This is a genomic window from Citrobacter sp. MGH106, from assembly GCF_001037495.1.
In the GTDB taxonomy this organism is placed as follows: domain Bacteria; phylum Pseudomonadota; class Gammaproteobacteria; order Enterobacterales; family Enterobacteriaceae; genus Citrobacter; species Citrobacter murliniae.
The window spans coordinates 2,297,145-2,323,850 of sequence record NZ_KQ089822.1 but is presented as its reverse complement, the minus strand read 5'-3'; the positions used below and the strand labels follow the sequence as shown (position 1 = coordinate 2,323,850).

Annotated in this window: 26 protein-coding genes and 4 pseudogenes; 18 read left to right on the top strand and 12 right to left on the bottom strand. The window is 48.5% G+C overall.

Features of this window, described 5'->3' with window-relative positions:
* Nucleotides 1-17 precede the first annotated feature (17 nt).
* Nucleotides 18-599, bottom strand: coding sequence for a superoxide dismutase [Fe] (gene sodB, locus SK36_RS10980; RefSeq protein WP_048221524.1), 582 nt, complete (start codon nucleotides 597-599; stop codon nucleotides 18-20).
* 127 nt (nucleotides 600-726) lie between these two features.
* Complete coding sequence (locus tag SK36_RS10975) at nucleotides 727-1,554, bottom strand: C40 family peptidase (protein WP_048221523.1); 828 nt, start codon at nucleotides 1,552-1,554, stop codon at nucleotides 727-729.
* Between the two features lie 333 nt (nucleotides 1,555-1,887).
* On the opposite strand from SK36_RS10975, the gene grxD reads away from it, so the two are divergent.
* A complete protein-coding gene (grxD, locus tag SK36_RS10970; RefSeq protein ID WP_045442441.1) occupies nucleotides 1,888-2,235 on the top strand; it encodes a monothiol glutaredoxin 4 in 348 nt (115 codons plus the stop codon).
* A gap of 210 nt (nucleotides 2,236-2,445) precedes the next feature.
* Here the strand turns inward: grxD and tpx are convergent, their stop codons facing one another.
* Complete coding sequence (tpx, locus tag SK36_RS10965; RefSeq protein WP_045442444.1) at nucleotides 2,446-2,952, bottom strand: thiol peroxidase; 507 nt, start codon at nucleotides 2,950-2,952, stop codon at nucleotides 2,446-2,448.
* Between the two features lie 114 nt (nucleotides 2,953-3,066).
* Between tpx and ycjG the strand changes: the two genes are divergently transcribed.
* A complete protein-coding gene (gene ycjG / locus SK36_RS10960; RefSeq protein ID WP_048221522.1) occupies nucleotides 3,067-4,032 on the top strand; it encodes an L-Ala-D/L-Glu epimerase in 966 nt (321 codons plus the stop codon).
* On the opposite strand, the gene mpaA is transcribed toward ycjG, so the two are convergent.
* Nucleotides 4,007-4,735, bottom strand: a complete 729-nt coding sequence (gene mpaA, locus SK36_RS10955; protein ID WP_045442451.1) for a murein tripeptide amidase MpaA — start codon at nucleotides 4,733-4,735, stop codon at nucleotides 4,007-4,009. The two genes, ycjG and mpaA, sit on opposite strands and share 26 nt — an antisense overlap.
* A gap of 184 nt (nucleotides 4,736-4,919) precedes the next feature.
* Between mpaA and mppA the strand changes: the two genes are divergently transcribed.
* The 7 genes and pseudogenes from mppA to SK36_RS10930 form a co-directional block, all read left to right on the top strand.
* Nucleotides 4,920-6,533 carry a murein tripeptide ABC transporter substrate-binding protein MppA gene (gene mppA, locus SK36_RS10950; protein WP_045442453.1) on the top strand — a complete coding sequence of 538 codons (1,614 nt, stop codon included), beginning with the start codon at nucleotides 4,920-4,922 and terminating at the stop codon, nucleotides 6,531-6,533.
* 701 nt (nucleotides 6,534-7,234) lie between these two features.
* On the top strand, nucleotides 7,235-9,463 hold the full coding sequence (locus SK36_RS25140; protein WP_053069239.1) for an autotransporter outer membrane beta-barrel domain-containing protein: 2,229 nt from the start codon (nucleotides 7,235-7,237) through the stop codon (nucleotides 9,461-9,463).
* 267 nt (nucleotides 9,464-9,730) lie between these two features.
* A pseudogene (locus tag SK36_RS25250) lies at nucleotides 9,731-9,829 on the top strand (bacteriophage antitermination protein Q); the annotation flags it as partial.
* A 2-nt stretch (nucleotides 9,830-9,831) separates the two neighbouring features.
* Nucleotides 9,832-10,066: pseudogene (locus SK36_RS23650) on the top strand (bacteriophage antitermination protein Q); the annotation flags it as partial.
* A 259-nt stretch (nucleotides 10,067-10,325) separates the two neighbouring features.
* A complete protein-coding gene (locus SK36_RS10935; protein WP_136345581.1) occupies nucleotides 10,326-10,859 on the top strand; it encodes a hypothetical protein in 534 nt (177 codons plus the stop codon).
* Between the two features lie 676 nt (nucleotides 10,860-11,535).
* On the top strand, nucleotides 11,536-11,784 hold the full coding sequence (locus tag SK36_RS25160; RefSeq protein WP_075261778.1) for an HP1 family phage holin: 249 nt from the start codon (nucleotides 11,536-11,538) through the stop codon (nucleotides 11,782-11,784).
* A 75-nt stretch (nucleotides 11,785-11,859) separates the two neighbouring features.
* A pseudogene (locus SK36_RS10930) lies at nucleotides 11,860-12,143 on the top strand (terminase small subunit); the annotation flags it as partial.
* 45 nt (nucleotides 12,144-12,188) lie between these two features.
* Here the strand turns inward: SK36_RS10930 and SK36_RS10925 are convergent.
* On the bottom strand, nucleotides 12,189-12,752 hold the full coding sequence (locus SK36_RS10925) for a MarR family winged helix-turn-helix transcriptional regulator (RefSeq protein WP_045442471.1): 564 nt from the start codon (nucleotides 12,750-12,752) through the stop codon (nucleotides 12,189-12,191).
* A 116-nt stretch (nucleotides 12,753-12,868) separates the two neighbouring features.
* Between SK36_RS10925 and SK36_RS10920 the strand changes: the two genes are divergently transcribed.
* Nucleotides 12,869-13,099, top strand: coding sequence for a glutaredoxin family protein (locus SK36_RS10920; protein WP_045442474.1), 231 nt, complete (start codon nucleotides 12,869-12,871; stop codon nucleotides 13,097-13,099).
* 121 nt (nucleotides 13,100-13,220) lie between these two features.
* Here SK36_RS10920 and SK36_RS10915 read toward each other — a convergent pair whose 3' ends face one another.
* The gene (locus tag SK36_RS10915; protein WP_048221521.1) at nucleotides 13,221-13,991 is read right to left on the bottom strand and encodes a DeoR/GlpR family DNA-binding transcription regulator; all 771 of its coding nucleotides are present in this window, start codon (nucleotides 13,989-13,991) and stop codon (nucleotides 13,221-13,223) included.
* Nucleotides 13,992-14,113: 122 nt separating this feature from the next.
* On the opposite strand from SK36_RS10915, the pseudogene SK36_RS10910 reads away from it, so the two are divergent.
* Nucleotides 14,114-14,497, top strand: a pseudogene (locus tag SK36_RS10910) (VOC family protein).
* A 160-nt stretch (nucleotides 14,498-14,657) separates the two neighbouring features.
* Here the strand turns inward: SK36_RS10910 and SK36_RS10905 are convergent.
* The gene (locus SK36_RS10905; protein WP_045442480.1) at nucleotides 14,658-15,689 is read right to left on the bottom strand and encodes a mechanosensitive ion channel family protein; all 1,032 of its coding nucleotides are present in this window, start codon (nucleotides 15,687-15,689) and stop codon (nucleotides 14,658-14,660) included.
* 249 nt (nucleotides 15,690-15,938) lie between these two features.
* Here SK36_RS10905 and SK36_RS10900 point away from each other — a divergent pair, with 249 nt between their 5' ends.
* The gene (locus tag SK36_RS10900; protein ID WP_045442483.1) at nucleotides 15,939-16,199 is read left to right on the top strand and encodes a DUF2534 family protein; all 261 of its coding nucleotides are present in this window, start codon (nucleotides 15,939-15,941) and stop codon (nucleotides 16,197-16,199) included.
* Nucleotides 16,200-16,247: 48 nt separating this feature from the next.
* On the opposite strand, the gene uspE is transcribed toward SK36_RS10900, so the two are convergent.
* Nucleotides 16,248-17,198 carry a universal stress protein UspE gene (gene uspE, locus SK36_RS10895; protein ID WP_005126626.1) on the bottom strand — a complete coding sequence of 317 codons (951 nt, stop codon included), beginning with the start codon at nucleotides 17,196-17,198 and terminating at the stop codon, nucleotides 16,248-16,250.
* 349 nt (nucleotides 17,199-17,547) lie between these two features.
* Between uspE and pspE the strand changes: the two genes are divergently transcribed.
* The 4 genes from pspE (at nucleotide 17,548) to tyrR (ending at nucleotide 22,158) form a co-directional block, all read left to right on the top strand.
* Nucleotides 17,548-17,865, top strand: a complete 318-nt coding sequence (gene pspE, locus SK36_RS10890) for a thiosulfate sulfurtransferase PspE (RefSeq protein ID WP_048221520.1) — start codon at nucleotides 17,548-17,550, stop codon at nucleotides 17,863-17,865.
* Between the two features lie 146 nt (nucleotides 17,866-18,011).
* Complete coding sequence (locus SK36_RS10885) at nucleotides 18,012-19,409, top strand: YcjX family GTP-binding protein (protein WP_048222698.1); 1,398 nt, start codon at nucleotides 18,012-18,014, stop codon at nucleotides 19,407-19,409.
* On the top strand, nucleotides 19,406-20,467 hold the full coding sequence (locus tag SK36_RS10880) for a YcjF family protein (protein ID WP_048221519.1): 1,062 nt from the start codon (nucleotides 19,406-19,408) through the stop codon (nucleotides 20,465-20,467). The genes SK36_RS10885 and SK36_RS10880 overlap by 4 nt, the downstream gene beginning before the upstream one ends.
* 146 nt (nucleotides 20,468-20,613) lie before the next feature.
* Complete coding sequence (gene tyrR / locus SK36_RS10875; protein ID WP_048221518.1) at nucleotides 20,614-22,158, top strand: transcriptional regulator TyrR; 1,545 nt, start codon at nucleotides 20,614-20,616, stop codon at nucleotides 22,156-22,158.
* 149 nt (nucleotides 22,159-22,307) lie between these two features.
* Here tyrR and rnt read toward each other — a convergent pair whose 3' ends face one another.
* The 4 genes from rnt to SK36_RS10855 form a co-directional block, all read right to left on the bottom strand.
* Nucleotides 22,308-22,955, bottom strand: coding sequence for a ribonuclease T (gene rnt, locus SK36_RS10870; protein ID WP_045442497.1), 648 nt, complete (start codon nucleotides 22,953-22,955; stop codon nucleotides 22,308-22,310).
* Nucleotides 22,956-23,049: 94 nt separating this feature from the next.
* On the bottom strand, nucleotides 23,050-23,457 hold the full coding sequence (gene gloA, locus SK36_RS10865) for a lactoylglutathione lyase (protein ID WP_045442499.1): 408 nt from the start codon (nucleotides 23,455-23,457) through the stop codon (nucleotides 23,050-23,052).
* 154 nt (nucleotides 23,458-23,611) lie between these two features.
* Nucleotides 23,612-24,709, bottom strand: a complete 1,098-nt coding sequence (locus SK36_RS10860) for an alkene reductase (protein WP_048221517.1) — start codon at nucleotides 24,707-24,709, stop codon at nucleotides 23,612-23,614.
* Nucleotides 24,710-24,767: 58 nt separating this feature from the next.
* The gene (locus SK36_RS10855) at nucleotides 24,768-25,367 is read right to left on the bottom strand and encodes a TetR/AcrR family transcriptional regulator (RefSeq protein WP_045442505.1); all 600 of its coding nucleotides are present in this window, start codon (nucleotides 25,365-25,367) and stop codon (nucleotides 24,768-24,770) included.
* Nucleotides 25,368-25,468: 101 nt separating this feature from the next.
* Here SK36_RS10855 and SK36_RS10850 point away from each other — a divergent pair, with 101 nt between their 5' ends.
* Together SK36_RS10850 and SK36_RS10845 are read left to right on the top strand one after the other, a co-directional pair.
* Complete coding sequence (locus SK36_RS10850; RefSeq protein WP_045442508.1) at nucleotides 25,469-25,708, top strand: DUF1289 domain-containing protein; 240 nt, start codon at nucleotides 25,469-25,471, stop codon at nucleotides 25,706-25,708.
* 50 nt (nucleotides 25,709-25,758) lie between these two features.
* Complete coding sequence (locus tag SK36_RS10845) at nucleotides 25,759-26,655, top strand: aldo/keto reductase (protein WP_048221516.1); 897 nt, start codon at nucleotides 25,759-25,761, stop codon at nucleotides 26,653-26,655.
* Nucleotides 26,656-26,706: the final 51 nt, after the last annotated feature.

Here is a 26,706-nt window from a genome sequence, read left to right as displayed (position 1 = left end):
CTTCTGCGTTGTCATTTTTATGCTGCGAAGTTTTTCGCAACAAACTCCCAGTTTACCAGCGCCCAGAAATGCTCCAGGTAGCCAGGACGTGCATTGCGATAGTCGATGTAGTAGGCGTGTTCCCAGACGTCAACGGTCATCAGAGGTGTCGCATCGGTGGTCAGTGGTGTACCTGCGTTAGAGGTGGAAACGATAGCCAGTTTGCCATCCGTCCCTTTTACCAGCCAGGTCCAGCCGGAACCGAAGTTCTTAATTGCGGCATCGGTGAATTGCGCTTTGAAGTCTGCGAAGCTGCCAAAGGATGCAGTAATGGCTTCGGCCAGTTTTCCGGTCGGTTCGCCACCAGCGTTTGGTGCCAGACAGTTCCAGTAGAACGTGTGGTTCCATACCTGAGCTGCGTTATTAAATACACCGCCTTCAGAGCTACGTACGATCTCTTCCAGTGACTTGCCTTCAGACGCTGTGCCTTTAATCAGATTGTTCAGATTGGTCACGTAGGTTTGATGGTGTTTGCCATAGTGGTATTCCAGCGTTTCAGCAGAAATGTGCGGTGCCAGAGCATCTTTGGCATACGGTAATGCAGGTAATTCAAACGACATTGCTTCTCTCCTTATTATTTATATTGAGTACACACAATAACCTCATTGTGCGTAAGGATAGGGTAGCAAATTGAAAGGTTATGCAAAAGAAGAACTTACCCTACAGCACACGCTGTAGGGTAAGTTTTTAGCGAATTGTTTTAGGCGTCATTACGCGTCGAGCGCCGACATAGTGGCGCTGCCAGTAATCTTCGCTCAGCGAGGTGATTTGAATTTCCTGACCGCTGCGAGGAGACTGGATAAATTTGCCGTTGCCAACGTAGACACCGACGTGATCGGCGGTACCCCGGCCCTGTGTCCGGAAGAAGACAAGATCGCCGTTTTTCAGTTCGCCACGTTCGATAGGTGCTGCGTCCCGCAGGTGGTACATTTCATTGGCGGTGCGCGGAATGCGAAACTTCACCAAATCTTTATACGCGTAATACACCAGACCGCTGCAATCAAAACCGGTCCTTGGTGATGTGCCACCCCAACGGTAAGGTTTACCGATTTGGTTCATCAGGGTGGACATGGCGGTTTTGGTCGCTTTTTGCACTTTAACTTTATGTGTCTCAGCAAGCGTTACAGGGGTTGTCGACTTCACTTTCACACAGCGCGGTTTATGACCTTTACGCGGGGTGCATTTTTCAGTCCAGGTGACGGCGGCGGTTTGTGCTGTGGCTGCTTTGCCCCGACGGTTTGCGGTTTTAGCCGATTTTGCTGGAGTGGTTGTGCGTTTTTTTACTGAGGCGGTTTTACTGCTGGTTTTGCTGGTGGATTTTTTAGCCGTCTTCTGAGTGGTTTTGGTTGTTTTTTGACTGGCTGTTGAGCTTTTCTTTTTATCTACCGTTTTGATGGTGTGCGAAACAGTAGGTGTCGTCCTGGCTTGCTTGGAAGCATGGGCCATGGGCGTAAAAGGCAGTGTGGTAAAAAGTAAAGCACAGAGCGTGATCGAGATTCGGTTTATCCGCGCCACTGAGCAGTCCTCTGGTAAGGCAGGTCTATCGTGCCTGCGTGTGATTTACAAAACTTGATGATTCTAATCTATAGAAACGGGAAACTTAATAGCTTTTTTCGTTTAAAACTATGTTTCGTTACCGACCGCAAAAAAAAACAGCAAATAAAGATAAAACTGGTGAACAGATAATCAAATCCACACCCTTTAAGGGGATAAGTGAGATTGTGAATGCAACTTTTAGCGACAGGGGATAAAATAATAAGGCGTAATGAAAATGTTATTTTCCGTTGCCAGCCTGACCCGCTACAATGTCAGACTACTGCCGTAAAAGAAGTTTAAGGAAGCAAGATAATGAGCACCACTATCGAAAAAATCCAGCGCCAGATCGCTGAAAACCCGATTCTCCTGTACATGAAAGGTTCTCCAAAACTGCCAAGCTGCGGTTTCTCCGCACAGGCCGTGCAGGCGCTGTCAGCCTGTGGTGAACGCTTTGCTTATGTCGATATTCTGCAAAATCCGGATATTCGCGCCGAGTTGCCGAAATACGCAAACTGGCCAACCTTCCCGCAGCTGTGGGTTGATGGTGAACTGGTTGGCGGTTGCGACATTTTAATCGAGATGTACCAGCGCGGTGAGTTGCAGACTCTTATCAAAGAGACTGCGGCGAAGTACAAAACCGAAGAACCAGACGCTGAATAATCAGCAGATATAAAAAACAACATCATCGTTGGTGACCGCCAGGCGGTTGGCCGAACAGATGGTTGTATAAGAATCCGGAAATGTTCATTCGTTTCCGGATTTTTTTGTCTGTAGCTTCCGGCAATATCTGGGGGCTATAAACAAAAAAGCCAGCCAGTTTTTCAACTGACTGGCTTTATGCCAGCGAAGACGTTGTGTCTTCAAAAGAACTTAGGCTTTCAGTACGTCCAGTGCGGCAGTGTAGTCTGGCTCGTTGGTAATTTCGTTGACCAGTTGGCTGAAAATAATGTTGTCATTTTCATCAATAACTACCACGGCACGTGCGGCCAGGCCTTTCAACGGGCCTTCGGAGATTTCAACACCATAGTTTTTCAGGAATTCAGCATTGCGCAGAGTTGACAGCGTGATAACGTTGCTCAGACCTTCCGCGCCGCAGAAACGAGAGTGGGCAAATGGCAGGTCGGCTGAAATGCACAGCACGACGGTATTGTCGATTTCTGTCGCCAGTTGGTTAAACTTACGTACCGATGCCGCGCAAACGCCGGTATCGATGCTTGGGAAAATATTCAGCACTTTGCGCTTGCCTGCGAACTGGGCCAGCGTAACGTCAGACAGGTCTTTAGCCACAAGAGTAAAAGCCTGAGCTTTGCTACCAGCCTGAGGAATGGAGCCGGCGACTGAAACCGGGTTGCCCTGGAAATGAACGGTTTGTGACATGGTTATCTTCCTGTTTACATATAGTTAACGTCGTGGCTAGTTTATGCCATCAACAGTTAACACGGCAAACGCTATTTGCGGATATCCGCTTCCGGGATTACATAAGGAAAATAAATGAGATCAGTTAAGGTATATGAGGAAGCCTGGCCGCTACACACTCCCTTTGTGATTGCCCGAGGCAGCAGAACAGAAGCACACGTCGTGGTGGTTGAGCTGGAAGAAAATGGCGTAAAAGGCATCGGGGAATGTACGCCTTATCCCCGTTATGGCGAAAGTGATGCTTCGGTACTGGCACAAATTATGAGTATTGCCCGGCAACTGGAAAGCGGGCTGACCCGCGAAGATTTACAGAAACTGTTGCCTGCAGGGGCTGCGCGTAATGCGATTGACTGTGCTTTATGGGACTTGAGTGCCCGGCAACAGCGACAAACTCTGGCTGAATTTATTGGCACTGAGCTGGATGCAGTTGTGACGACGGCCCAGACCGTGGTGATCGGTACCCCAGAGCAGATGGCGGCAAACGCAGCAGCTCTGTGGGAGAATGGCGCGAAATTACTGAAAGTTAAACTGGATGCCCGCCTAATCAGCGAGCGGATGGTCGCTATCCGTGCGGCAGTTCCAGACGCCACGCTGATTGTCGATGCCAACGAATCCTGGCGTGCCGAAGGGCTCGCAGCACGTTGTCAATTGCTGGCAGATTTAGGCGTCGCAATGCTGGAACAGCCGTTACCTGCTCAGGATGATGCCGCTCTGGAGAATTTTATCCATCCGTTGCCCATCTGTGCAGATGAAAGCTGTCACACCCGCAGTAGCCTGAAAGCATTGCACGGGCGTTATGAAATGGTGAACATCAAACTGGACAAAACGGGCGGCCTGACGGAAGCGCTGGCGCTGGCGGCCGAAGCGCGCGAACAGGGATTTGCTCTGATGCTGGGATGCATGCTGTGTACTTCCCGGGCCATTAATGCCGCATTGCCGCTAACACCGCAGGTCAGCTTTGCCGATCTGGATGGCCCAACCTGGCTGGCCGATGACGCAGAGCCAGCCCTGCATTTTACGACCGGGCTGCTCCATCTCTAGGATGCCAACGCAGCAGATTAGACATCGCCAGCAGATATTTTTCGCTGGCCTCATCTGAAGAGATGGGCGGAAACTCAGCGGTAATGCAGTGTAAGTTCAGATCGGCGCACCAGCTGCCAAAAGAGCCGGGCGTTTCATAACCTACGCTGGTGACCAGGGGTAATTCAAACGTCTGCGCCAGCCACTCGCCTAATTCGCTGTGTCTGGGATCTTCAATACAGGCCAGCGGATCGTGAAAAGAAACCACCCAGGCGGGATGAATGCGGTGAATAAGCTGACACAGTGCCTGAGTTTCTGGTTCAGACCCCGGATGTTCACCGGTTAACAACACCACATCGCGTTCTTCTGCACTACTGTTCCAGCGATATACTGTTTCTCCCGCTTTCCAGTTTGCCGCCGGAAAATTACGATTGAGATCCACACCATTAGCATTCGCGCGCAATCCAAGCTGGCAACCGTCAGGGTTAACCGCCAGCACAATATGATGGCGGCGCAGCGAAGGGTTAAGCGTACGCAACGCGCAGGAAAGGGTAACCACTGAAGAGTTTTCATCACCGTGAGTTCCCGCCAGAATCAGACCACTCTCGCGATCGGCCGCGGGGGCGGGAAACCAGATTAACGGTGCGCCCAGCAGTGAACGTCCGTAATGTTCGGTTCCCGGTGGAAATGCGCCGCGCTCGGCACGAGGACGGGTAACGGTCATAGTCTTCTCTGAAAGCATGAATTGTTACTCGCAGTGTTGTGCAAAATGTCTGGATAATCAAATCGTTTTCACACACTTATCTTTTCAGGTGTAATATCACTTTCTTGTCGGAAGTTAATTGCATTTCCTGCTGGCGATACAAATAATTACACATTCACTTAATGGCCGGATCTGAGGGTATTTTATGAGGCATTCTGTTTCAGTAACCTGTTGTGCGCTGTTGGTTAGCAGCATTTCTTTATCGCATGCTGCGGATGTTCCCAGCGGAACGGTACTGGCAGAAAAACAAGAACTGGTGCGTCATATAAAGGATGAGCCTGCGTCGCTGGATCCGGCGAAAGCTGTAGGACTGCCTGAAATTCAGGTTATCCGCGATTTATTTGAAGGGTTGGTCAACCAGAATGATAAAGGTGAAATCATTCCCGGTGTAGCCACGCAGTGGAAGAGTAACGATAACCGCATCTGGACATTTACGCTACGCGATAACGCGAAATGGGCCGACGGTACGCCGGTAACGGCACAGGATTTTGTCTATAGCTGGCAGCGACTGGTTGATCCAAAAACACTTTCCCCGTTTGCATGGTTTGCAGCTTTGGCTGGTATCAATAATGCACAGGCGATTATCGACGGCAAAGCCACACCCGATAAACTGGGAGTTAGTGCGGTAGATGCCAGGACATTAAAAGTTCAACTGGATAAACCACTGCCCTGGTTTGCCAATCTGACGGCGAACTTTGCGTTTTACCCGGTACAAAAAACCAATGTTGAAAGCGGTAAAGAGTGGACAAAACCGGGTAATTTGATCGGCAACGGGGCCTATGTATTGCAGGATCGTGTCGTTAACGAAAAACTGGTGGTTGTGCCGAATACACACTATTGGGACAACGCCAAAACCGTATTGCAAAAAGTGACGTTCCTGCCAATTAATCAGGAATCTGCGGCAACAAAGCGTTATCTCGCCGGTGATATTGATATTACGGAATCCTTTCCGAAAAACATGTATCAGAAATTGTTGAAGGATATTCCGGGGCAGGTTTACACCCCACCTCAGCTCGGTACTTATTATTATGCGTTTAATACGCAGAAAGGGCCGACGGCAGATTCGCGTGTGCGCCTGGCGCTCAGTATGACTATCGATCGCCGTCTGATGGCGGAAAAAGTCTTGGGTACCGGGGAAAAACCAGCCTGGCATTTCACGCCGGATGTCACTGCAGGCTTTGTACCTGAGCCTTCTCCATTTGAGCAAATGAGTCAGGAAGAGCTGAATGCTCAGGCGAAAACGTTGTTACGTGCAGCGGGCTATGGGCCGCAGAAACCGCTTAAACTGACGCTGCTGTACAATACTTCGGAAAACCATCAGAAGATCGCCATCGCCGTTGCTTCTATGTGGAAGAAAAATCTCGGTGTTGATGTGAAGTTGCAAAACCAGGAATGGAAAACCTATATCGACAGCCGTAATACCGGTAATTTCGATGTGATCCGCGCCTCCTGGGTAGGTGATTACAATGAACCATCAACGTTCCTGTCGTTATTAACATCGACTCATTCCGGGAATATTTCCCGGTTTAATAATCCTGCATACGATAAAGTGTTGACCCAGGCCACGATGGAAAACACGGAAAAAGCACGTAATGCGGATTATAACGCCGCAGAAAAAATCCTGATGGAACAGGCTCCCATTGCGCCTATTTATCAGTACACCAACGGGCGTTTAATTAAACCATGGCTGAAAGGGTATCCCATTACCAACCCTGAAGATGTGGCCTATAGCCGTACAATGTATATTGTGAAGCACTAGTTGAATACATGCTCCTGATAGCCTTCGTTAACCTCATCTAAAACCAGAGCTGGCGCGGATTACAGCGCCAGCACCTCTCGTGAACCTTTGTTAACCGCATCAGGAAACCTCATTTTTTTGACGGTATAAATGACGTATTAAACGAATTACCGTTACGGTAAAACCCAGTTTTTACCGTCATAACCTATCACCCATGACGGTATTTATTAATACTGGATACCGTCAATGCTTACCGGTACAAAGCTCAAAAACCTGAAACCTAAAGAAAAAATGTATAAGCAATCAGACCGTGATGGCCTCAGGCATTTGACGTGCTTGTTGCGTTAAATGGGTTGTATTCCAGGGCTGATTTTATTCATCAAACCCTGCCGTGGACTATTTATTGGAGCAATAGAGTTGTACTACGCGAATATTGCCGCAATGGCTGGGCGAAGCTCGAGATAATCTGTGCAATAGTGGAATCAGGGCAGCGGCACTGAGGCTGACTAGCTATATATTTTTCGGAATCACCTTAATTTTATCATACAAATTTCATGCTAACTGCATGTTAAAATATTATCAATAATTTCATGTGGTTGCCCTACAGTAATGGCTGGGTTAAATAATAATTAAATTTGTCCCCAATATGTTTCATGTAATTATGATGTGTTTAATCTCATTGAAATAGTGTTTATCAATAGTAATGGTGAAGTGAGGAAAAATTGAATAGCAAAAAAAAATTAATTGCCCTGGTTGTTTCTGGTGCTGTATTTGGCCCTGCAACCACACAAGCCCAAATGATTATTAATGATAATATATCTGTCAAAGATACATGGGGGGTCTTTAATCCCGGAGGTGCCGGTTTGTATTTAATTGATAATACAACCATTAATGTTGAAGTTACAGGAAATGGTTCGCAGGCCCATGGGATATTAGTGAATGCTTCTCCTACAGAGAGCACCGGTGATACCAAAACAATAGTTAAAAACAGCACTATAACTTCCCAAGGAAATGGGGCTTATCTTGTTGGTGGTTATACCCAATTTGATAACTCTAAAATCATCTCTTCTGGCAATTATGGTATTGTCACAAAAGGTGGAATTGTTCAACTTGAAAATGGTAGTTCTATTAATACTAAAAATAACACTATCGGCCTCTATCTGACTAAGGGTTATGATGGTACCTATGCCGATAATGAGGTTACACTAAACAATTCATCTATCGCGACCGAAAATGGCCCCGCAATAGCGGTAGGTGCTGATGCTACTGCACATATACATGTATATAATTCTAAAGTTGACAGCGGTAATGATATATTACTCACTACCAGTGATAATTCTGTTGCTGATATGGACTTTAATGGAAGCGTAGCTACAGGTAATATAATCGCAGCAGGAAATGCAGCGATTGATGTTTTATTGTACAATAAATCATGTGTTTATGGTTCAATGAATAATGTTAACAGCCTTAACATTGATTCGTCTTCAGAGTGGAAAGTCTTCGGAGACTCAGATTTAAACACCTTGATAAATTCCGGCGCAGTTAATCTTTCAAACGCAAGTACTGTCGGTACAATACTAACCATTAAAAATAATTACAAAGGTGATGGCGGCGTAATCATTTTTAACTCAAAACTATCTGATGATAACTCGCTTACCGATAAACTGGTGATTAATGGTGATAGTGAGGGGGATACTAATGTTATTGTTAACAACCTTGGTGGTACCGGCTCCCAGACACAAAATGGAATTGAAATAATAACGGTCAAAGGAAACTCAAATGGTGTTTTCACGCAATATGGACGTATTGTTGCAGGAGCCTATGACTATAATTTAATAAAAAACGGTAATGACTGGTATTTAGTCAGCACTATCCCACCGGTTGATCCCGTAGAGCCGCCGGTGGACCCTGTCGACCCTCCCGTTGATCCTGTAACACCGCCGGTTGACCCCTCTGATGAAACACATGTTAACCGCCCTGAAGCAGGTAGCTATCTTGCAAACATTGCGGCTGCGAACACGTTATTCAACACCCGTCTGCACGACAGTCTGGGGGAAACGCAGTATGTTGATGCTCTGACCGGTGAGAAGAAAGTTACCAGTCTGTGGCTACGCCAGGTCGGTAGTCATAATAACTGGCGTGATGGCAGTGGTCAGTTGAAAACACAGAGCAACAGTTATGTCGCACAGTTGGGTGGCGATGTTGCGCAGTGGTCAACCGATGGTCTGAACAGAGGCCACCTGGGTCTGATGGCGGGTTACGGTAATAACCACAGTTCTACCCGTTCTTCCGTCACGGGTTATGGTTCAAAAGGTTCGATAAACGGTTACAGCGTTGGCGCTTACGGCACCTGGTTTGCCAGCGATACGGATAAAGCAGGGCTGTATGTGGACAGCTGGCTTCAGTACAGCTGGTTCAACAACCAGGTTAACGGGCAGCAACTGGCCAGCGAATCTTACAAATCGAAGGGCTTTACGGCCTCGCTGGAAACGGGTTACACCCAGAAACTGGGCGAGTTTGCTGGCAGCAAAGGGACGCTTAATGAATGGTTTATCCAGCCACAAGCCCAGGTCACCTGGATGGGTGTGAAAGCAGACAACCATCGTGAAGCCAATGGAACCCGCGTTAGCAGCGGTGGCGACGGTAACGTACAAACCCGCCTGGGCCTTCGTACGTACCTGAAGAGCCATCATGCGATGGATGACAACAAAGACCGTACTTTCGAACCGTTCATTGAAGCCAACTGGTTGCATAATACGCGCAGTTATAACGTGAACATGGATAATGTCCACATCAGCCAGGCTGGCGCCCGCAACATTGGCGAAGTCAAAGTGGGTGTTGAAGGACAGATTAACCCTCGGGTCAATCTGTGGGGCAATGTCGGCGCCCAGCTGGGGGATAAAGGATACAGTGACACCAATGCCATGGTGGGTATTAAGTATAACTTTTAATGCTGCGCTAACCGGGGGATTATCCCCGGTTTTTATCTGAAGAAATCTCCTATCCAGTATGTTGTGGACGAGGTTATTTCCGAAGCAGTGGTGTTGAGGATAAATGTAATTTACCGCGCCTAAGCTGATTAACTGCTCATAACTTGAGCAATAAAAATCTTAAAACCTGAGAACCCGCTATGGCGGGTTTTTCTTTTTTACGCCTGACAGGAAATTAACAATTTGTGCTCTTAAGACATTGATCATCTCTGAGCACAGTTGTGCTGTATGAACACTCAATTTCTCGAATACGTGCGCCAGCAACTGCTGGTTGCCACCGCCGATTTAAGAGGTGCGACGAAAGGTCAGTTGATGACCTGGCTTGAGGGTTGGCGGCGCAGGATGTGAAAGCGGAACTGGCTGGTCGTGATGTTTTTCAGCAAAGGACTTAGCCGCTATGCGTGGTGTCAAACCGGACAACTGGAGCCACTACTATGCGGACTACTGCGAGTTTTGTGCAGCATCTTCAAGGGGCTCGATAGCGAATCGCTGCTTTGTACGGTGAGAACGCGATCACAACAAAAGACGTCTTTTTCGCAGCAGGGTATTGCAAAAGTCAATTAAATAGCATGCATTTCGTGTGAATATGATATTGTGCCATTGTTGTATGTACTGGCAGTAAATTAGTTTTCGAGCCCGAGGTTAACGCCTTGGGCTTTTTATTTGCCTGTAGGTAAGCTGTAAAGCACTCAAGTCATAATTGAATGCTCGCTGGTTAGATCCCTGTCAGGCGCGCCAAGTCTAAGCCCACTTCGAGGTATCAAAGGTAGTTATCAATTTGATATATTTCACTTCAAGGAAGATGAGAAATGGATTAATGATAATGAGGTTGCCAACAAAGGTAGAGTTGATTTCATTCTGCTTCGCAGTCATTTGGGTTATTTGGTGTGCATGGGCAGACAAAACAACTCACGACACATACCTTTTTGATGGGGTGCTTTATAAGTCAGTTATTGTTGGGACTTCCTTCCTGATAGGAATGTTCATTGCTTGGCGTGTGTACCTAAGTAATAAGGTCGCAGCAGGTATGGTTAAGAGGCTTTTCGGCGTTTGCCTTACTGTTATGATGTGCCTGACATTTACTTTTTGGAATGTTCCAGAGTTAATAATGATCTCATCAGCTAATAAGCATGTGAGTGACAATTACCGATTCAAGATGAGATATCCCACACAATCTGGAGGAAAAACCAGGCCATGTAAGGCTCGTGTTATCTACTATGACACATATCTGAAGCGTGAAATCGCACTCTGTCACTGGGATGATGCTCCATCTTTTTTCTATACGGATTATATTCGAGTAGATAAGCTGATTTCAGGTATGGGCGGGCAGATTATTTATCACGAAGCCGTTCATTGAGAAAATCCTATTCAAAGTTTAGAGGTCGCCATATGACGGCCTTTTTCATTTCAGGCTCACGGGAATCAACCACTACGTGCTTTGTTGATAAATCCAGCCCGTGAAGATAGAACTCTTTTCTCCCATCGTAAATGTGTCTAAGAAAGTATCATTTCTACAGCTATAACCAATAAATTATGGTTGGTATCATTTTGTAAAACATTTTTATAAAATCTTTTGACCGTTACTCTGAAGACGAATGCAGAATCACAGTGACGTTTACACTGTTGTACTATTTTCTACTGTTTTATCCCACCGGAAGGGTTGTAAGTGATTGATTTTAAATTATGTGTGTTTGCAGTTTTTCTCCTCTTTGGCTGTAGTTCTGATGTTGTCATCAAATCACCTGCTAAACCTGTCTACAGGTCGATGCCTGAAATTACCCAGTCAATTACACCTTCACAGCAGAGGGCAATTATGACTGGCGCACGACCTGACTGGTCAGAAAGAACACCGGTTAACACAATTAAGCGATATTAATTAGCACTTTTCACCGAGTTAAGGCTGCCATCTGGCGGCCTTTTTCATTTAAGGGTTCATGGGAATCATCCGCTACGTGCTTTGTTGATAAATCCATCCCGTGAAGCCTGACCCTTTAATCACCCACAGCGCCATCCGAAAAATCGGAGGTGAGGCTATGACCAGAATGAGCACCATTTACAGCAGACTTTCATATGGAACAGGCACCACGCTGACCGGCTGCGGTGTATCAGCGAAGGCATATGCCGAAACACCTAAAACAGCAAAAGAGTTGCCCAGGATGTTGGCCGACAGAATTGCAGGATTAAGCCTGAGTGACCGGGCAATTATTGTCGTTATCGCATGCACCGTTATTACCTGTTCAGTGAACTGGTATTTTCACAGGAAGCGAATGCAAAGGCCGTAGCCCGTATGATTGAACAGGGGCGAACAATTCCCGAGATGAGGTTGTTAAAGATGCTCAAGCTCAAGCAGCGCGTGTCAGGCAGCGATTCGTGTGGGGTACAGCGCTAAAACTGCTACGGTACTGCTACAAAATTGCTGTCAAAAGCTGTCATTCAAAACAGGATTGCCGAACTTAAAGCCAGGCGCAACGAAGATGTGGGCATTGATGCCGATTATGTGCTCCGGCGCTTGGTTGAAATCGACCAGATGGACGTGCTGGACATCCTTAATGACGATGGCAGCCTAAAGGCGATTAGCCTTTGGCCCAGGTCGTGGCGGACGACACTCACTGGACTGGATATCAGCACGACTATCCAGAACTGATATATAGGCTGGTGCGTAAACGTGTGCCAGCCTCTGCTGTTATTACTCTTCCGGGGGCTGATGTTCCCGACAAATCAGTTTTGAATCATCCTCACTCAGCGGTTCTTTCGTGAGATTACAAAATCTCTGGCCATTATTTTTTAGATGGAACTGACAGCTATGGCAAAGACCGAAGCCAGGAACATTGTTGGTTCTCTGGATTTCACGCAAAAGTTCGAACAACAACTCTTTTAACAAGTCAGAACGTTTCCCCATCGCAGACTCTCCCGCCACCAAAAATGAGGGGGGAAGTAGGGCATCGAGTAAGGTTTTCGCTGACTCAGAGACCTGTAAATGGACGCTGCGTTTATCCCGAACGTCCTGGGTTCGCACAATCAGTCCTTTTGTTTCCAACAACTTTAGCGATTGTGAAACGGTTCCTTTGGTGAGTCCAAGATAGTCCGTCACGCCTAGCGGCGTATTGGAATAGCGGTTACAGCGAGCGAGATACATCAACGCGCTGAGCTGTACCGGTTGAATATCCGCCAGTAAAGGATGCTGGCGAAACCACATCCGCGTCAGGCTGGAAAGCCTGTCCAGTACGTCGAAAAGTGACATGTCGTGCATAACGAAATCCTCCTTGACATATAGTATCGATTAAAAACTAAATTGACAAAGCATTAAAGCAGCGTAGTATGAATTATAGTATCGAATCGATACTATAATTCAAAAGGAGATATATCATGACAAAGGCTACCTATTATCATGCCGGTTGCCCGGTTTGCGTTTCCGCGGAAGAGGCTCTGCTTCAGCATCTGTCCCCAAATGTGAAAGTCGATATTATTCACCTGGGTGAACAACCTGATCGAGTCGCTGAGGCTGAACGGGTTGGTGTGAAGTCTGTTCCGGCATTGGTGATCGACGGCAATGTGCTACACATCAACTTTGGTGCGCCAATTGAAGCACTGAAATAACGTCTGGCGTTCGGGAGGTCGCTCCGGCTATTTCCCGAACAAGCGTTCAAACGGAGGAGGGGGCTACGTTTATCATCGTTATATTTATTTGATTATATGAAATAATTTTTAGGTACAGACGTTATACCGTATAAATCCGGATGTCATGCGCCTGAAAGGCGGTTGCGTACTCTTTGCTGATATTTTCCTCTACAACAATGACATCAATGTTGCTGCTTTCGGTAACAACATACCGGGCTACTGCCGGGATTTTATCTGCCGTCAGTGCGACGATAGTTTCATTGCACTGTTTAATCACCGCTTTTTTAAACTCACAATCTGCGTAATCAAACCCCGTCAATCCTGACTCGGGCGCCATTGCGCATCCGCCAATAAATCCCTGATCGAATAAAATGCCCTGCAACTGAGATATCGCCGTGGCTCCAACACAACCACCTGACGATCTCTGTACCTGGCCACCCAGAGTAATGACCTCAAACAGTGGTTTCTTTAGCAGAACGGCGGCAATTTCTGGCGCATTAGTCACTACTGTTAGTGCAAGCTCGGCGGGCAGGGCTTCAGCCATCGCCAGGTTAGTGCTACCCGTATCGATGAAAATGCAGCTCCCGGATTTAACCAGCCGGGCACATCTTTGCGCGATGTTGCTCTTTTTCTCCGCATTGATGTTCTTACGAACGGCGATCTCCGCTGATTCCGGCAATGAAATAATGGCTCCGCCATATACCTTCTTGCATACACCTTCTTTACTAAGTTCATGTAAATCACGGCGAATTGTGTGTTCTGAAACGCCTAATCGTCCGGCGAGTTCGGAGCAGACCACTCTACCGTTTTCCTGAAGGATCTGATGAATTAGTGCCTGTCGCTGTTGTGGGAATGCATCGTAATCGAGCATAAAAACTCCTGAATAAATAAAAATCGAGCAATACTAAGCATGATCGTGCATTATGATTAGCGTTGTCAATGTCCCGTTAGTACGGAATGTATAATTATGAATAAAACCAGTGGAGGTTCGCGATGAAGGTTGCCCATATGGCATTGTGGACACAGGATCTCTAGCGACAAGCTCATTTCTGGGGCACTTTTTTTGGTGGAGAGATTAACGAAAAATACTGCAGTAAAACGAATCCGGGGTTTGAGTCCTATTTCGTCAATATTGGTGATGGCATTGCGATTGAATTGATGACCAAGACTGGACTTACATCCTGTTCGCCCGACAACAACACGGTTGGATGGGTTCATCTGGCCATCTCCGTCGGCAGTGTCGAGAGTGTTGACGCAATGGCGATGCGTGCCCAGGAACAGGGGATTTTAGTATCAGCCCCACGCACTACTGGTGACGGATATTATGAAGCCGTGATACGCGATCCTGATGGTAATTTAATCGAGATTGTTGCCTGATTTTTAGTCTGCCCGAGACAATCGAAGACAGGAAGTTAAAAGTGCTGTTTGCCCACTATCTGTGGCATGTCAGGCCACAATAACTTGGCTGTTTTTAGCTCTCGGGGCAGAACCATGCTGGTCTGAGTAAATAAGACGCGAAATTTCGCGTCTTATTCTTTTAGTGTGAAGACGCTTGTGCTGTGGCATCTTCCATATACAGCGTCTGGCTTGGGAAGGCAAAATCGGCTCCGTTTGCCTGGACGATAGTAATAATCTTTAAATAAACATCCTGCTGAACGGCGAGCCACTCCTGCCATACGGTCGTTTTTGTAAAGCAATAGACCATAATATTCAGAGAGGAATCCGCAAACTCATTAAAATAAACCAGCAAGGTTTGCTTCTGGTCTATACCGGGATGGTTTTGCAGCATCTGTCTTACTGACTCGACAATTGTACTTATTTTATCGGCATCTTCATAACGTAACCCGATCACCGTTTTTATCCGTCGGTTAGTCATTCTGCCTGGATTTTCTACACTAATTGACGAGAAAATTGAGTTCGGCACATACAGAGGACGATGATCAAAGGTGTTTATTTTGGTCATTCTCCAGCCAATTTCTGTTACTGTGCCTTCGATATTTCTGTCCGGGGAACGGATCCAGTCACCGATACTGAACGGTCTGTCGAAATAGAGCATAATTCCGGAAAAGAAATTACTCAGGATGTCTTTCCCCGCCATACCAACAGCTATACCGCCGATGCCTCCAAAGGTTAGCAGTCCGGATAAACTCATTCCAAAATGTTCGCCATACAGCAGAATGATGACGACAACGATAGTTATCTTAATAATTCGCGACAGGATCCGGGCACTGGTGATATCTCTGCCTTTGCTGATCTGTGATTTTTCAAACTGGTTGATCACCAGAAAGAGTTTTATGGTCAGAATGAGCGCAATCAAAGAGGTACAGAGGAAGTCGACAACGCTCGGGGATATAAATTTCAGCCTGTAGCTTTCAATCACATTATTGGCGATGCTGCCGAATGTTCCAATGATAATGGCATAGACGAAAAATTGCGCCGCGTGGAATATGAATCCTTTTTTACGTTTCTCGCAGCGATGAAACCAGACGCTCATCAGGACTAATGCCGCACAGCAACTGAGAATTACCGTCAGATTAAATGCATTGTTCATAAACAGTTCAGCGATCATGATTCTCCCAGGCTACTCCGTGTTAGCTAAATATCATCTGACATATCCAGTCCAGATATTTTATCCAGTTCAGGGTGTCAGATCATTAAGCATAAAGAGAGAGAAATAAGATAATCAGCGCTGTTTTCAGGCGAATAATGCTGAAGGCAACCTTTTAGCGAGTCTTATGTAGCAGACAATGAGCTGATGTCATGGTATTGTTATTGCAAAGTAACAAGGTATTCATCTGCAAATGAAAAGGACGATACTATGGTCATGGCTAAGCTGAAAACAGCGAAGGGAAGGAAATTTCTGTTGTGTCTGCTTGGGGTGTTCATCATCGCAGCATCGGTGGTTACGCGAGCCACAATCGGTGGGGTAATTGAGCAGTACAATATTCCGCTTTCAGAGTGGACCGCTTCAATGTATGCCATTCAATCTGCAATGATTTGCGTCTACAGCATGGTGTTTACTATTCTGCTGGCGATCCCGCTTGGGATCTATTTCCTTGGCGGGGAAGATAAGCGCTAAGTGTTTTTAATGCCGGATGACGTCGCCATCCGGCATTTTTCTGTGCGGTTAATCGTCTTCTTCGTCGTCCAGTTCAACCGGGGTCTGATATTGATCGGGTTTGATAACCAGTAGGTCACAGCGTAGATGGTCGATGACTTGTTCCGCTGTATTTCCGAGAAACGCAGCTGAAATACCGGTACGCCCAACCGTTCCTAATACCACGATACCTGCCTGTAAATGTTCAGCTAAATCAGGGATAACCTCTTCAGGTAATCCTTTTTCAACGTGGGTGACTTTCTCGTCGATACTGAACTTTTGGCGCAATGCTTTCATTGCCAACAAGTGCTGCCCACGGATGGCGTCGTTATAGACGCTGGGGTCAAATTCAGGCAGCTCAATGGCGATGTTGATAGGTGTGACTGGATAGGCTCCAACCAGATGCACTTCGGTATGGTTAACTTGCTCTGCGAGTTGCAGTGTCTCCTTAACGAGTTTTTCGTTGAGGGCGTTGTGATATGCCTCTTCACTTGCCAGGTTAACTGCAACCAGCGCTTTACCACCTTCCGGCCACGGTTGGTCTTTAACCATCCATACCGGGCTTGGGCATTTACGCAGTAAATGCCAGTCAGTAGGTGTGAAAATCACGGCTTCCAGACGGTCGTGTTGGTGCGCCATTTTCAGGACCAGGTCATGCTTAGCACTGATAACTTCCTGGATGATGGCTTCAAACGGACGGTTGTGCCAGACCACTTTTATATCAAGAGGAATACCTGCCTCGATATAGTATTTTGCTTGTTCACGTATCCATGCTGTTCGCTGGCTGATGACACCCTGACGCATTGCTGTACGCTCATCTGGTGACAGCAGGGTGGTCATCTCATAGGAAAAGTCATAGATCGGCAAAAAGGCTTTAATTTTGCCACCAATCCGTTGATGCAAATAAACAGCGCGCCGTAATGCTGGTTGATCGTCCTGGTTAGGATCGATGACTACCAGCATGTTTTGATACATAGCCATACAGGGTCTCCTTACAACTGTCACCGCAGTTTGTCATTAAAAGAGTAACCCAATAATGTGGATTGAAACAGGGGATAACCTCCTGCCAGATCAATAAATTGGGAAAATATATTCTATTTGCCCACATCCGGCTAAATTTAAACAACTTTTGTCGAGGTATGCACCCTGAGGACTACGCAAAGGGGCGGCCTATTGCGCGTTTGTTCATTCAACGGATACTGTCATCTCCTGATTAGAACCGGAAGCAAAGTGTTCGGGTGTCTTATATGATGATAGGGTGATCGCAATATTTTCTTAAGATCTGGCATATAGTCTTTCTTCCAATTAAGCCACTATTCAGGATGATAATATGTTGAAAAAAGGGGTACTAGCTTTAGCGTTGTTCATCGGTATGCCGGTTTTTGCCGCAGAACATTGGATTGATGTTCGCGTGCCTGACCAATACCAGCAGGAGCATATTCAGGGAGCGATCAACATTCCGTTGAAAGATCTCAAAGCGCAAATCACCTCCGTTGTTCCGGATAAGACCGACACGGTGAAACTGTACTGCAACTCAGGACGGCAGTCAGGGCAGGCGAAGGATATGCTGATTGATATGGGATATACGCAGGTGACGAACGAAGGGGGGATCAAGCAGATTGACCTTCCAAAAGTAGAGCAAAAATAATCCGCGCGGTTTTCATCTGTAACAGGCGGCATACATAAATGATGTCGCCTGATATTTCTCAGGTGGTTGATAAATAAGAATTGCCCCCAATCTTTACTTCCTGTTTGTTATAATTTCTACGGCTCCTTCAGCATAACGGGATGGCGATGAAGCGACTTAAAAATGAACTCAATTCGCTGGTTAATCGCGGCGTGGACAGACATCTGCGTCTGGCTGTCACCGGGCTTAGCCGCAGCGGTAAGACAGCATTTATCACCGCGATGGTAAACCAGCTACTCAATATTCACGCAGGTGCGCGTTTGCCGCTGCTCAGCGCAGCGCGCGAAGAGCGCTTGCTCGGCGTTAAACGGGTTCCACAGCGCGATTTTGGCATTCCTCGCTTTACCTATGATGAAGGGCTGGCCCAGTTGTATGGTTCTCCACCGACCTGGCCTACGCCGACGCGTGGTGTAAGCGAAATTCGCCTCGCGCTGCGCTACAAGTCCAACGACTCTTTACTGCGTCATTTTAAAGATACCTCCACGTTGTATCTGGAGATTGTGGATTACCCCGGTGAGTGGCTGCTTGATTTACCGATGCTGGCCCAGGACTACCTGAGCTGGTCACGACAAATGACCGGGCTACTACAGGGGCAACGGGCTGAATGGTCGGCAAAGTGGCGGCAGTTGAGCCAGGGATTAGATCCATTATCCCCCGCCGATGAGAATCGTCTGGCGGAGATTGCGGCTGCCTGGACGGATTATCTGCATCAGTGTAAGCAGCAGGGACTGCACTTCATTCAACCTGGGCGTTTTGTCCTGCCGGGTGATATGGCTGGCGCGCCGGCACTGCAGTTCTTCCCGTGGCCGGATGTGGATGCCTGTGGTGAGTCCAGGCTGGCGCAAGCGGATAAACACACCAACGCAGGTATGCTACGTGACAGGTTTAATTACTATTGCGAGAAGGTGGTGAAGGGGTTTTATAAGAATCACTTCCTGCGCTTCGATCGCCAGATTGTGTTGGTTGATTGCCTGCAACCGCTCAACAGCGGACCACAAGCATTCAACGATATGCGCCTGGCATTAACTCAGCTTATGCAAAGCTTTCATTATGGTCAGCGTACGCTGTTTCGGCGGTTGTTCTCGCCGGTTATCGACAAGCTGTTGTTTGCCGCGACTAAGGCAGATCACGTGACGGTCGATCAGCATGCCAATATGGTGTCACTGCTTCAGCAACTGATACAGGACGCGTGGCAAAATGCGGCGTTTGAAGGCATCAGCATGGATTGCCTGGGCCTGGCGTCGGTACAGGCAACCACCAGTGGGCTGATTGATGTGAAGGGCGAGAAGATACCGGCACTGCGTGGAAATCGCCTGAGCGATGGCGCGCCGCTGACGGTCTATCCGGGAGAAGTGCCTGCGCGTTTGCCAGGGCAGGCGTTCTGGGATAGCCAGGGCTTTCAGTTTGAAGCGTTTCGCCCGCAGGTTTTAGATGTGGATAAGCCTTTACCGCATATTCGTCTTGATGCTGCGCTGGAGTTTTTAATAGGAGATAAATTGCGATGAGCGAGCCGTTAAAACCGCGTATCGATTTCTCAGGTCCGCTGGAAACGGAAAATAATCCGGCGTTTAAAGCGCAGCAGATGTTTAACGAAACGGAAGCGCAGACGTTTGCTCCGGCTACGCTGGATGTACCGTTGGAAGATGAAGGCCAGGCAGAAGCCGTAATTGATGCAGCTTTACGTCCCAAACGTAGCCTGTGGCGCAAAATGGTTATGGGCGGGCTTGCATTGTTTGGTGTCAGCGTGGTCGCTCAGGGTGTGCAGTGGACAATGAATGCCTGGCAGACTCAGGACTGGGTCGCAATGGGCGGATGCGCCGCCGGGGCGCTGATTATCGGTGCGGGTATCGGTTCTGTCGCAACCGAATGGCGTCGCCTGTGGCGTCTGCGCCAGCGAGCCCACGAGCGCGATGAGGCACGGGATTTACTGCATAGCCATGGTACAGGGAAAGGGCGGGCATTTTGTGAAAAACTGGCACAGCAAGCGGGGATTGATCAGTCTCATCCGGCGCTGCAGCGTTGGTATGCTTCAATTCACGAAACACAAAATGATCGGGAAGTGGTGAGTTTGTATGCCCACCTGGTGCAACCGGTGCTGGATGCGCAGGCCAGGCGCGAAATCAGCCGCTCAGCGGCTGAATCGACGCTGATGATTGCCGTCAGTCCTCTGGCGCTGGTGGACATGGCATTTATCGCCTGGCGAAATCTGCGTTTAATTAACCGCATCGCGACCCTGTATGGCATTGAACTGGGTTATTACAGTCGCTTACGTTTATTCCGGCTGGTGTTATTGAATATTGCGTTTGCCGGGGCCAGTGAACTGGTGCGGGAAGTCGGTATGGACTGGATGTCGCAAGATCTGGCAGCCAGATTATCCACGCGCGCTGCACAGGGGATTGGCGCCGGATTGTTAACTGCGCGTCTGGGGATTAAAGCGATGGAACTGTGCCGCCCACTCCCATGGATAGACGATGACAAACCGCGGCTTGGTGATTTTCGGCGTCAGTTGATTGGACAGGTCAAGGAGACCTTACAGAAGAACAAATCCCCCCACGAAAGCTAAGACTAAAAGGGCTCCGATCGTATAACTTTACGCCTCGGTGCCCAATTTTCCAGCGTGCTGTCAATATTTGTTGACAGAGTCCTTCCTGCTAACGGAATACTGGCTTATCATCTTACATATGATCCATTGTTTAGGTGAAGGTTCCCATGCGTCTGGAAGTCTTTTGTGAAGACCGACTTGGTCTGACTCGCGAATTACTCGATTTACTGGTGCTTCGAAGCATTGATTTACGCGGTATCGAGATTGACCCCATCGGGCGAATTTACCTTAATTTTGCGGAGCTGGAGTTCACAAACTTCAGCAGCCTGATGGCTGAAATCCGCCGTATTTCAGGGGTGACGGACGTTCGCACCGTACCCTGGATGCCTTCCGAACGTGAACATCTGGCGCTTAGCGCGCTGCTTGAAGCGCTTCCGGAACCGGTCCTTTCTCTGGACATGAAAAGCAAAGTTGAAATGGCGAACCCCGCGAGCTGCCAGCTTTTTGCGCACACTCAGGATCGTATGCGCAACCACACGGCCGCACAGTTAATCAATGGATTTAACTTCCAGCGATGGCTGGAAAGCAATCCTCAGGATTCTCACAGCGAACATGTCGTGATTAATGGACAAAATTTCCTGATGGAAATTACACCGGTCCATTTACAGGGTGAAAATAACGAACTGATGTTGACCGGCGCTGTGGTGATGCTGCGTTCCACCATTCGTATGGGGCGTCAGCTGCAAAATATGACCACTCAGGATCTGAGCGCGTTTAGTCAGATTATCGCGGTCAGTACCAAAATGAAACACGTCGTGGAGCAGGCGCGCAAGCTGGCTATGCTGAGTGCGCCATTGCTGATTACCGGGAATACCGGTACGGGAAAAGATCTTTTTGCACGAGCCTGCCATCTGGCGAGCCCACGTGCGGAGAAACCATACCTGGCGCTGAACTGCGCTTCGATTCCTGAAGATGCGGTTGAAAGTGAGCTGTTTGGCCATGCACCGGAAGGCAAGAAAGGCTTCTTTGAACAGGCTAATGGCGGTTCGGTTCTGTTGGATGAAATTGGCGAAATGTCGCCGCGTATGCAAACAAAATTGCTGCGTTTTCTTAATGACGGAACGTTCCGCCGCGTCGGCGAAGATCATGAAGTCCATGTGGATGTGCGAGTGATTTGTGCTACGCAAAAAAATCTTGTGGAACTGGTACAGAAAGGCCTGTTTCGTGAAGATCTCTACTATCGTCTCAACGTACTGACGTTAAACCTGCCGCCACTGCGCGATTGCCCGCAAGATATTATGCCGCTCACTGAGCTGTTTGTCGCAAAGTTTGCCGACGAGCAGGGCGTACCGCACCCGAAACTTTCCGCCGATCTCAGTACAGTGTTAACCCGCTATGGTTGGCCGGGTAACGTGCGTCAGTTGAAAAATGCTATCTATCGGGCGCTAACCCAGCTTGAGGGATATGAACTGCGTCCGCAGGATATTTTATTGCCGGATTATGATGCGGCGACGGTTGCTGTTGGAGAAGAGGTTATGGAAGGCTCGCTGGATGAAATCACCAGCCGCTTTGAGCGCTCAGTGCTTACGCAGCTCTATCTGAATTATCCCAGCACACGTAAACTCGCCAAACGACTGGGCGTCTCGCATACCGCGATTGCCAATAAATTACGTGAATACGGTCTGAGTCAGCAGAAGAAGAGCGAAGAGTAACGAAGTAAATAACAATGCTCGTCTGGCGTCATGCCGATCGGTTAAGACGCGCTTAACCGATCGGAGGCGCATGTTACGGAACAGATTTTGAGGCGGATATATGCATTTTGCATCAATTCCGCCCCCTCAGCATTTGAGAAGTGAGCCAGTTACGCTCCTTCAGGCACCGGAAGAGGCCAGCCGCCCAGGCGCTTCCAGCGGTTAACGATTTCGCAGAACAGAACTGCAGTACGTTCAGTGTCATACAGCGCAGAGTGCGCCTGAGTTCCATCAAATTCCATTCCAGCCGCAAGGCACGCTTTTGACAGCACGGTTTGTCCCAGAGACAGACCGCTCAGCGCCGCTGTATCAAAGGTAACGAACGGGTGGAACGGATTGCGTTTCAGTGAGGCACGCTCCGCTGCCGCCATCATAAAGCTGTGGTCGAAAGTGGCGTTATGCGCAACCATGATCGCCCGATTACAACCACTGTCTTTGATGCCTTTACGCACCATTTTAAAGATTGCGTGCAGAGCATCGTATTCGCTGACAGCTCCGCGTAGCGGATTGCTCGGGTCGATACCGTTGAACGCGAGTGCTTCCGGCTGTAAATTTGCCCCTTCAAAGGGTTCGACGTGGAAATGCAACGTCATGTCCGGCATCAGCCAGCCTTGTTCATCCATTTTCAGCGTGATGGCTGCAATCTCGAGCAGCGCATCGGTTTTGGCATTAAATCCTGCAGTTTCTACATCAATGACGACAGGATAAAAACCACGAAAACGGTCACACAGACCGGAAAGTTGAGCGTTATCGGACATCTGGGTCTCTTAATACGGGAAAATTGCAGCGCGTATTATGGCAAAATGATGAGTATAAAACTACGGGCACAGACGATCTGCGCCCGACGGGAGATTAGTCACCCAGGCCGCGACCTGCGTCTTTTTCTTCGATCAGTTCAATTTTATAGCCGTCCGGATCTTCCACAAACGCGATAACCGTCGTACCGCCTTTAACCGGACCCGCTTCACGCGTCACGTTACCGCCGTTCTGACGAATACGCTCGCAGGCTTCTGCCGCATTGTCTACGCTCAGGGCAATGTGACCGTAAGCAGTACCCAGGTCGTATTTGTCGACGCCCCAGTTGTAGGTCAGCTCAATGACGGCTTCGCTGGTTTCAGGGCCGTATCCGACAAACGCCAGAGAGTATTTGTATTCAGGGTTTTCACTGGTACGCAGCAGCTTCATGCCGAGTACTTTGGTATAAAAATCGATGGAACGTTGCAGGTCGCCCACGCGTAGCATGGTATGAAGTAAACGCATCTTTTCTTCCCCTTCAAAAATGGCTAATACATTCAAAATGTTGTTTTAGTATAGCGGCGTTGTGACGCCGCTATCAATGCAGGATTATAACCGCTCTCTTTGAGACCACATTTTATTGGCGGCAACTCAAAACCCAGTGCTATCGTCAGGGCAGTTACAGAGTCGGATAATCAGTGTAACCTTCAGCGCCACCGCCATAGAAACTCTCAGCGCGCTGTGGATTCAGTTCAGCTTTATGCTGCAGACGAGCGACCAGATCCGGGTTAGCAATATAGGCACGGCCAAAGGCGACCGCATCGATCAGGCCTTTTTCAATCAGCGCTTCAGCTTTCTCTGGCGTGTAGGCTCCCGCTCCAATAATTGGACCATGGAATCGAGCACGAACTTTCTCGCGGAACGCATCGCTATACGGCTCACCACCGGCCCAGTCCGGTTCGGACATATGCAGGTAAGCGATCCCGCGTTTGCCGAGTTGTTCTATCAGATACAGTGCATCGGCTTCTTCATTCGGGCCGTTATCCACGTTCTGGAAAGAACCAATAGGGGAAACCCGAATACCAATACGGTCTGCGCCCCATTCTTTGATCCCGGCATCGACGACTTCCAGTACGAGACGCGCACGATTCTCTACGCTGCCACCGTATTGATCGGTGCGGTGGTTAGAAGTAGGGGACAGAAACTGATGCAGCAAATAGCCATGGGCGGAGTGCAACTCTACCAGGTCAAAGCCCGCTTCACGCGCGTTAGCTATTGCCTGACGGAAATCATTGACGATACCTGGAATTTCTTCGGTTTCCAGTGCGCGCGGCATAGAGGTGTCCACTCGCGTCGCCAGTCCGTTTGCATCGCGCAGTGAAGTGCGGGTTCCTGCGCTGATGGCAGAAGGTGCAACCGGTGGCTGTCCATTTGGCTGCAGGCTTGAATGAGAGATTCGCCCGGTATGCCACAATTGTACGGCGATATGACCCTGCTCAGCATGAACGGCATGGGTGATTTTTTTCCACGCTGCAATTTGCTCTGCGCTGTGTAATCCTGGCGCACCCGCATAGCCTTTTGCCTGCGCGGAGATCTGCGTGGCTTCACTGATGATCAGACCTGCACTGGCCCGTTGGCGATAATATTCGGCCATGAGCGGAGTCGGGATGTCGCCAGGTTCGATGCTGCGCAGACGCGTCAGTGGTGCCATGAATACGCGGTTTGCGGCTGTGATAGCACCCACTTTCAGCGGGGAGAACAGTTTTTCAGATGACATAATAACTCCAGATATGAATAGACCGGTCGTCTAGTGATAATTTAAATAAAAACGCCTGTTAAACGTCAGGCGTTGTAATGACGGTTTTAACGTGTGCCAGCGCATTTTCCAGCGGTGTGGCACTGCGAGAAATCTTAGCCTGCAGGTTGGCCCCCAGCCACAGCGCATACAGCACCTGCGCCTGCTGTAAAGGTTCGCCAATGAACGACAAACAGTGGCAGTCCCGTCCTTTTTCCAGCGCTTGCGCTAACAGCGTAATAATATGTCGCGCGCCTTTATCCATCGCCGTACGCATGTCTTCAGAGAGATCGCATACTTCGGCGGACAATTTGACGGTCAGGCATCCGCTAATAATGCCATGCTGGCTAAACTGATTCAGGGTTTCCTGATAGTAGGCCAGGATCCGGTCGCGGTAATTACCAGCACCCGCATCAAAATGCGCGCCGAGTCGCTGATGATAGGCCGCATAATGGCGTTCCAGCATAGCCACACCAAATGCTTCTTTTGAGCGAAAATAGTGATAAAACGAACCCTTGGGAACCTCAGCGGTTTTCAACAATTCGCTTAAACCCATACCGGTGAATCCGCGTTGCATGCAAAGCTGCTCGCCGGTCGCCAGAAGATGTTCGCGCGTGTCGTGTTCAGTTACTTTGTTCATGCGAAGGAGTGTAATAGACCAGTCGGTCTAATGCAATAGCGCTTGCCAGAAATTCAGTTAACGTCTTCAATAGGTATATCGAACTTATTTAAGGAGGGGATGTGGCCGAACAGCTGGAGTTTTTCCCCGTCCAGAGCCCATGTCGTGGGATCTGTCAGTCTGACGAACGCGGTTTTTGCCGCGGATGTTTTCGCAGCCGGGATGAGCGTTTTAACTGGCAAAAAATGAGCGACGCCGAAAAACAGGATGTGCTGCGGCTTTGTCGCCAGCGGCTTATGCGTAAATTACGTGCAAACAAAACCAACCCGCCGGAAGAACCGCAACAACCCTCACTCTTTTAAAATCGCAATTGCGTATACTCGATACACATTCACTTATTAAGGAAGCTGCTATGGTTCAGCGTATCACTATTGCGCCGCAAGGCCCGGAATTTTCTCGCTTTGTCATGGGGTACTGGCGGCTGATGGACTGGAATATGTCCGCGCGCCAGTTAGTCAGCTTTATTGAGGAACATCTGGAACTGGGCGTAACTACTGTCGATCACGCGGATATTTATGGCGGATACCAGTGTGAAGCTGCGTTTGGCGAGGCACTGAAGTTGGCTCCACATCTGCGGGAAAAAATGCAGATTGTGACCAAATGCGGTATAGCTACCACGGCGCGAGCGGAAAATACACTTGGTCATTATATCACCGATAGCGCTCACATTATTGCCAGCGCAGAACAGTCTCTGAAGCTTCTGGCGACCGATTATCTTGATCTGCTGCTGATCCACCGTCCCGATCCGTTGATGGATGCAGACGAAGTGGTTGATGCCTTTAAAAAGCTGCACCATAGCGGCAAAGTGCGCCACTTTGGGGTATCAAACTTTACACCCGCTCAGTTTTCGCTGCTGCAATCGCGTCTGCCATTTACTCTGGCGACTAACCAGGTCGAAATATCACCGGTACATCAGCCGCTCTTGCTGGATGGCACCCTGGATCAGTTGCAACAGTTGCGCATCCGGCCGATGGCCTGGTCCTGTCTGGGCGGTGGTCGACTGTTCAATGATGACGCTTTCCAGCCGCTGCGTAATGAGCTTGCTGCGGTAGCGGAAGAGCTGAATGCCCAGTCTATTGAGCAGGTGGTGTATGCGTGGATTTTACGTCTGCCATCACAACCGCTGCCTATTATTGGTTCTGGCAAAATTGAGCGCGTTCGTGCCGCCATTGCAGCTGAATCGCTGACAATGTCTCGTCAACAATGGTTCCGAATTCGTAAAGCGGCGCTGGGATACGACGTGCCTTAATCGTGTTTTCTGCGCTTCGTCGTTCAAATTTTCGGCACTGGTTTACACTTA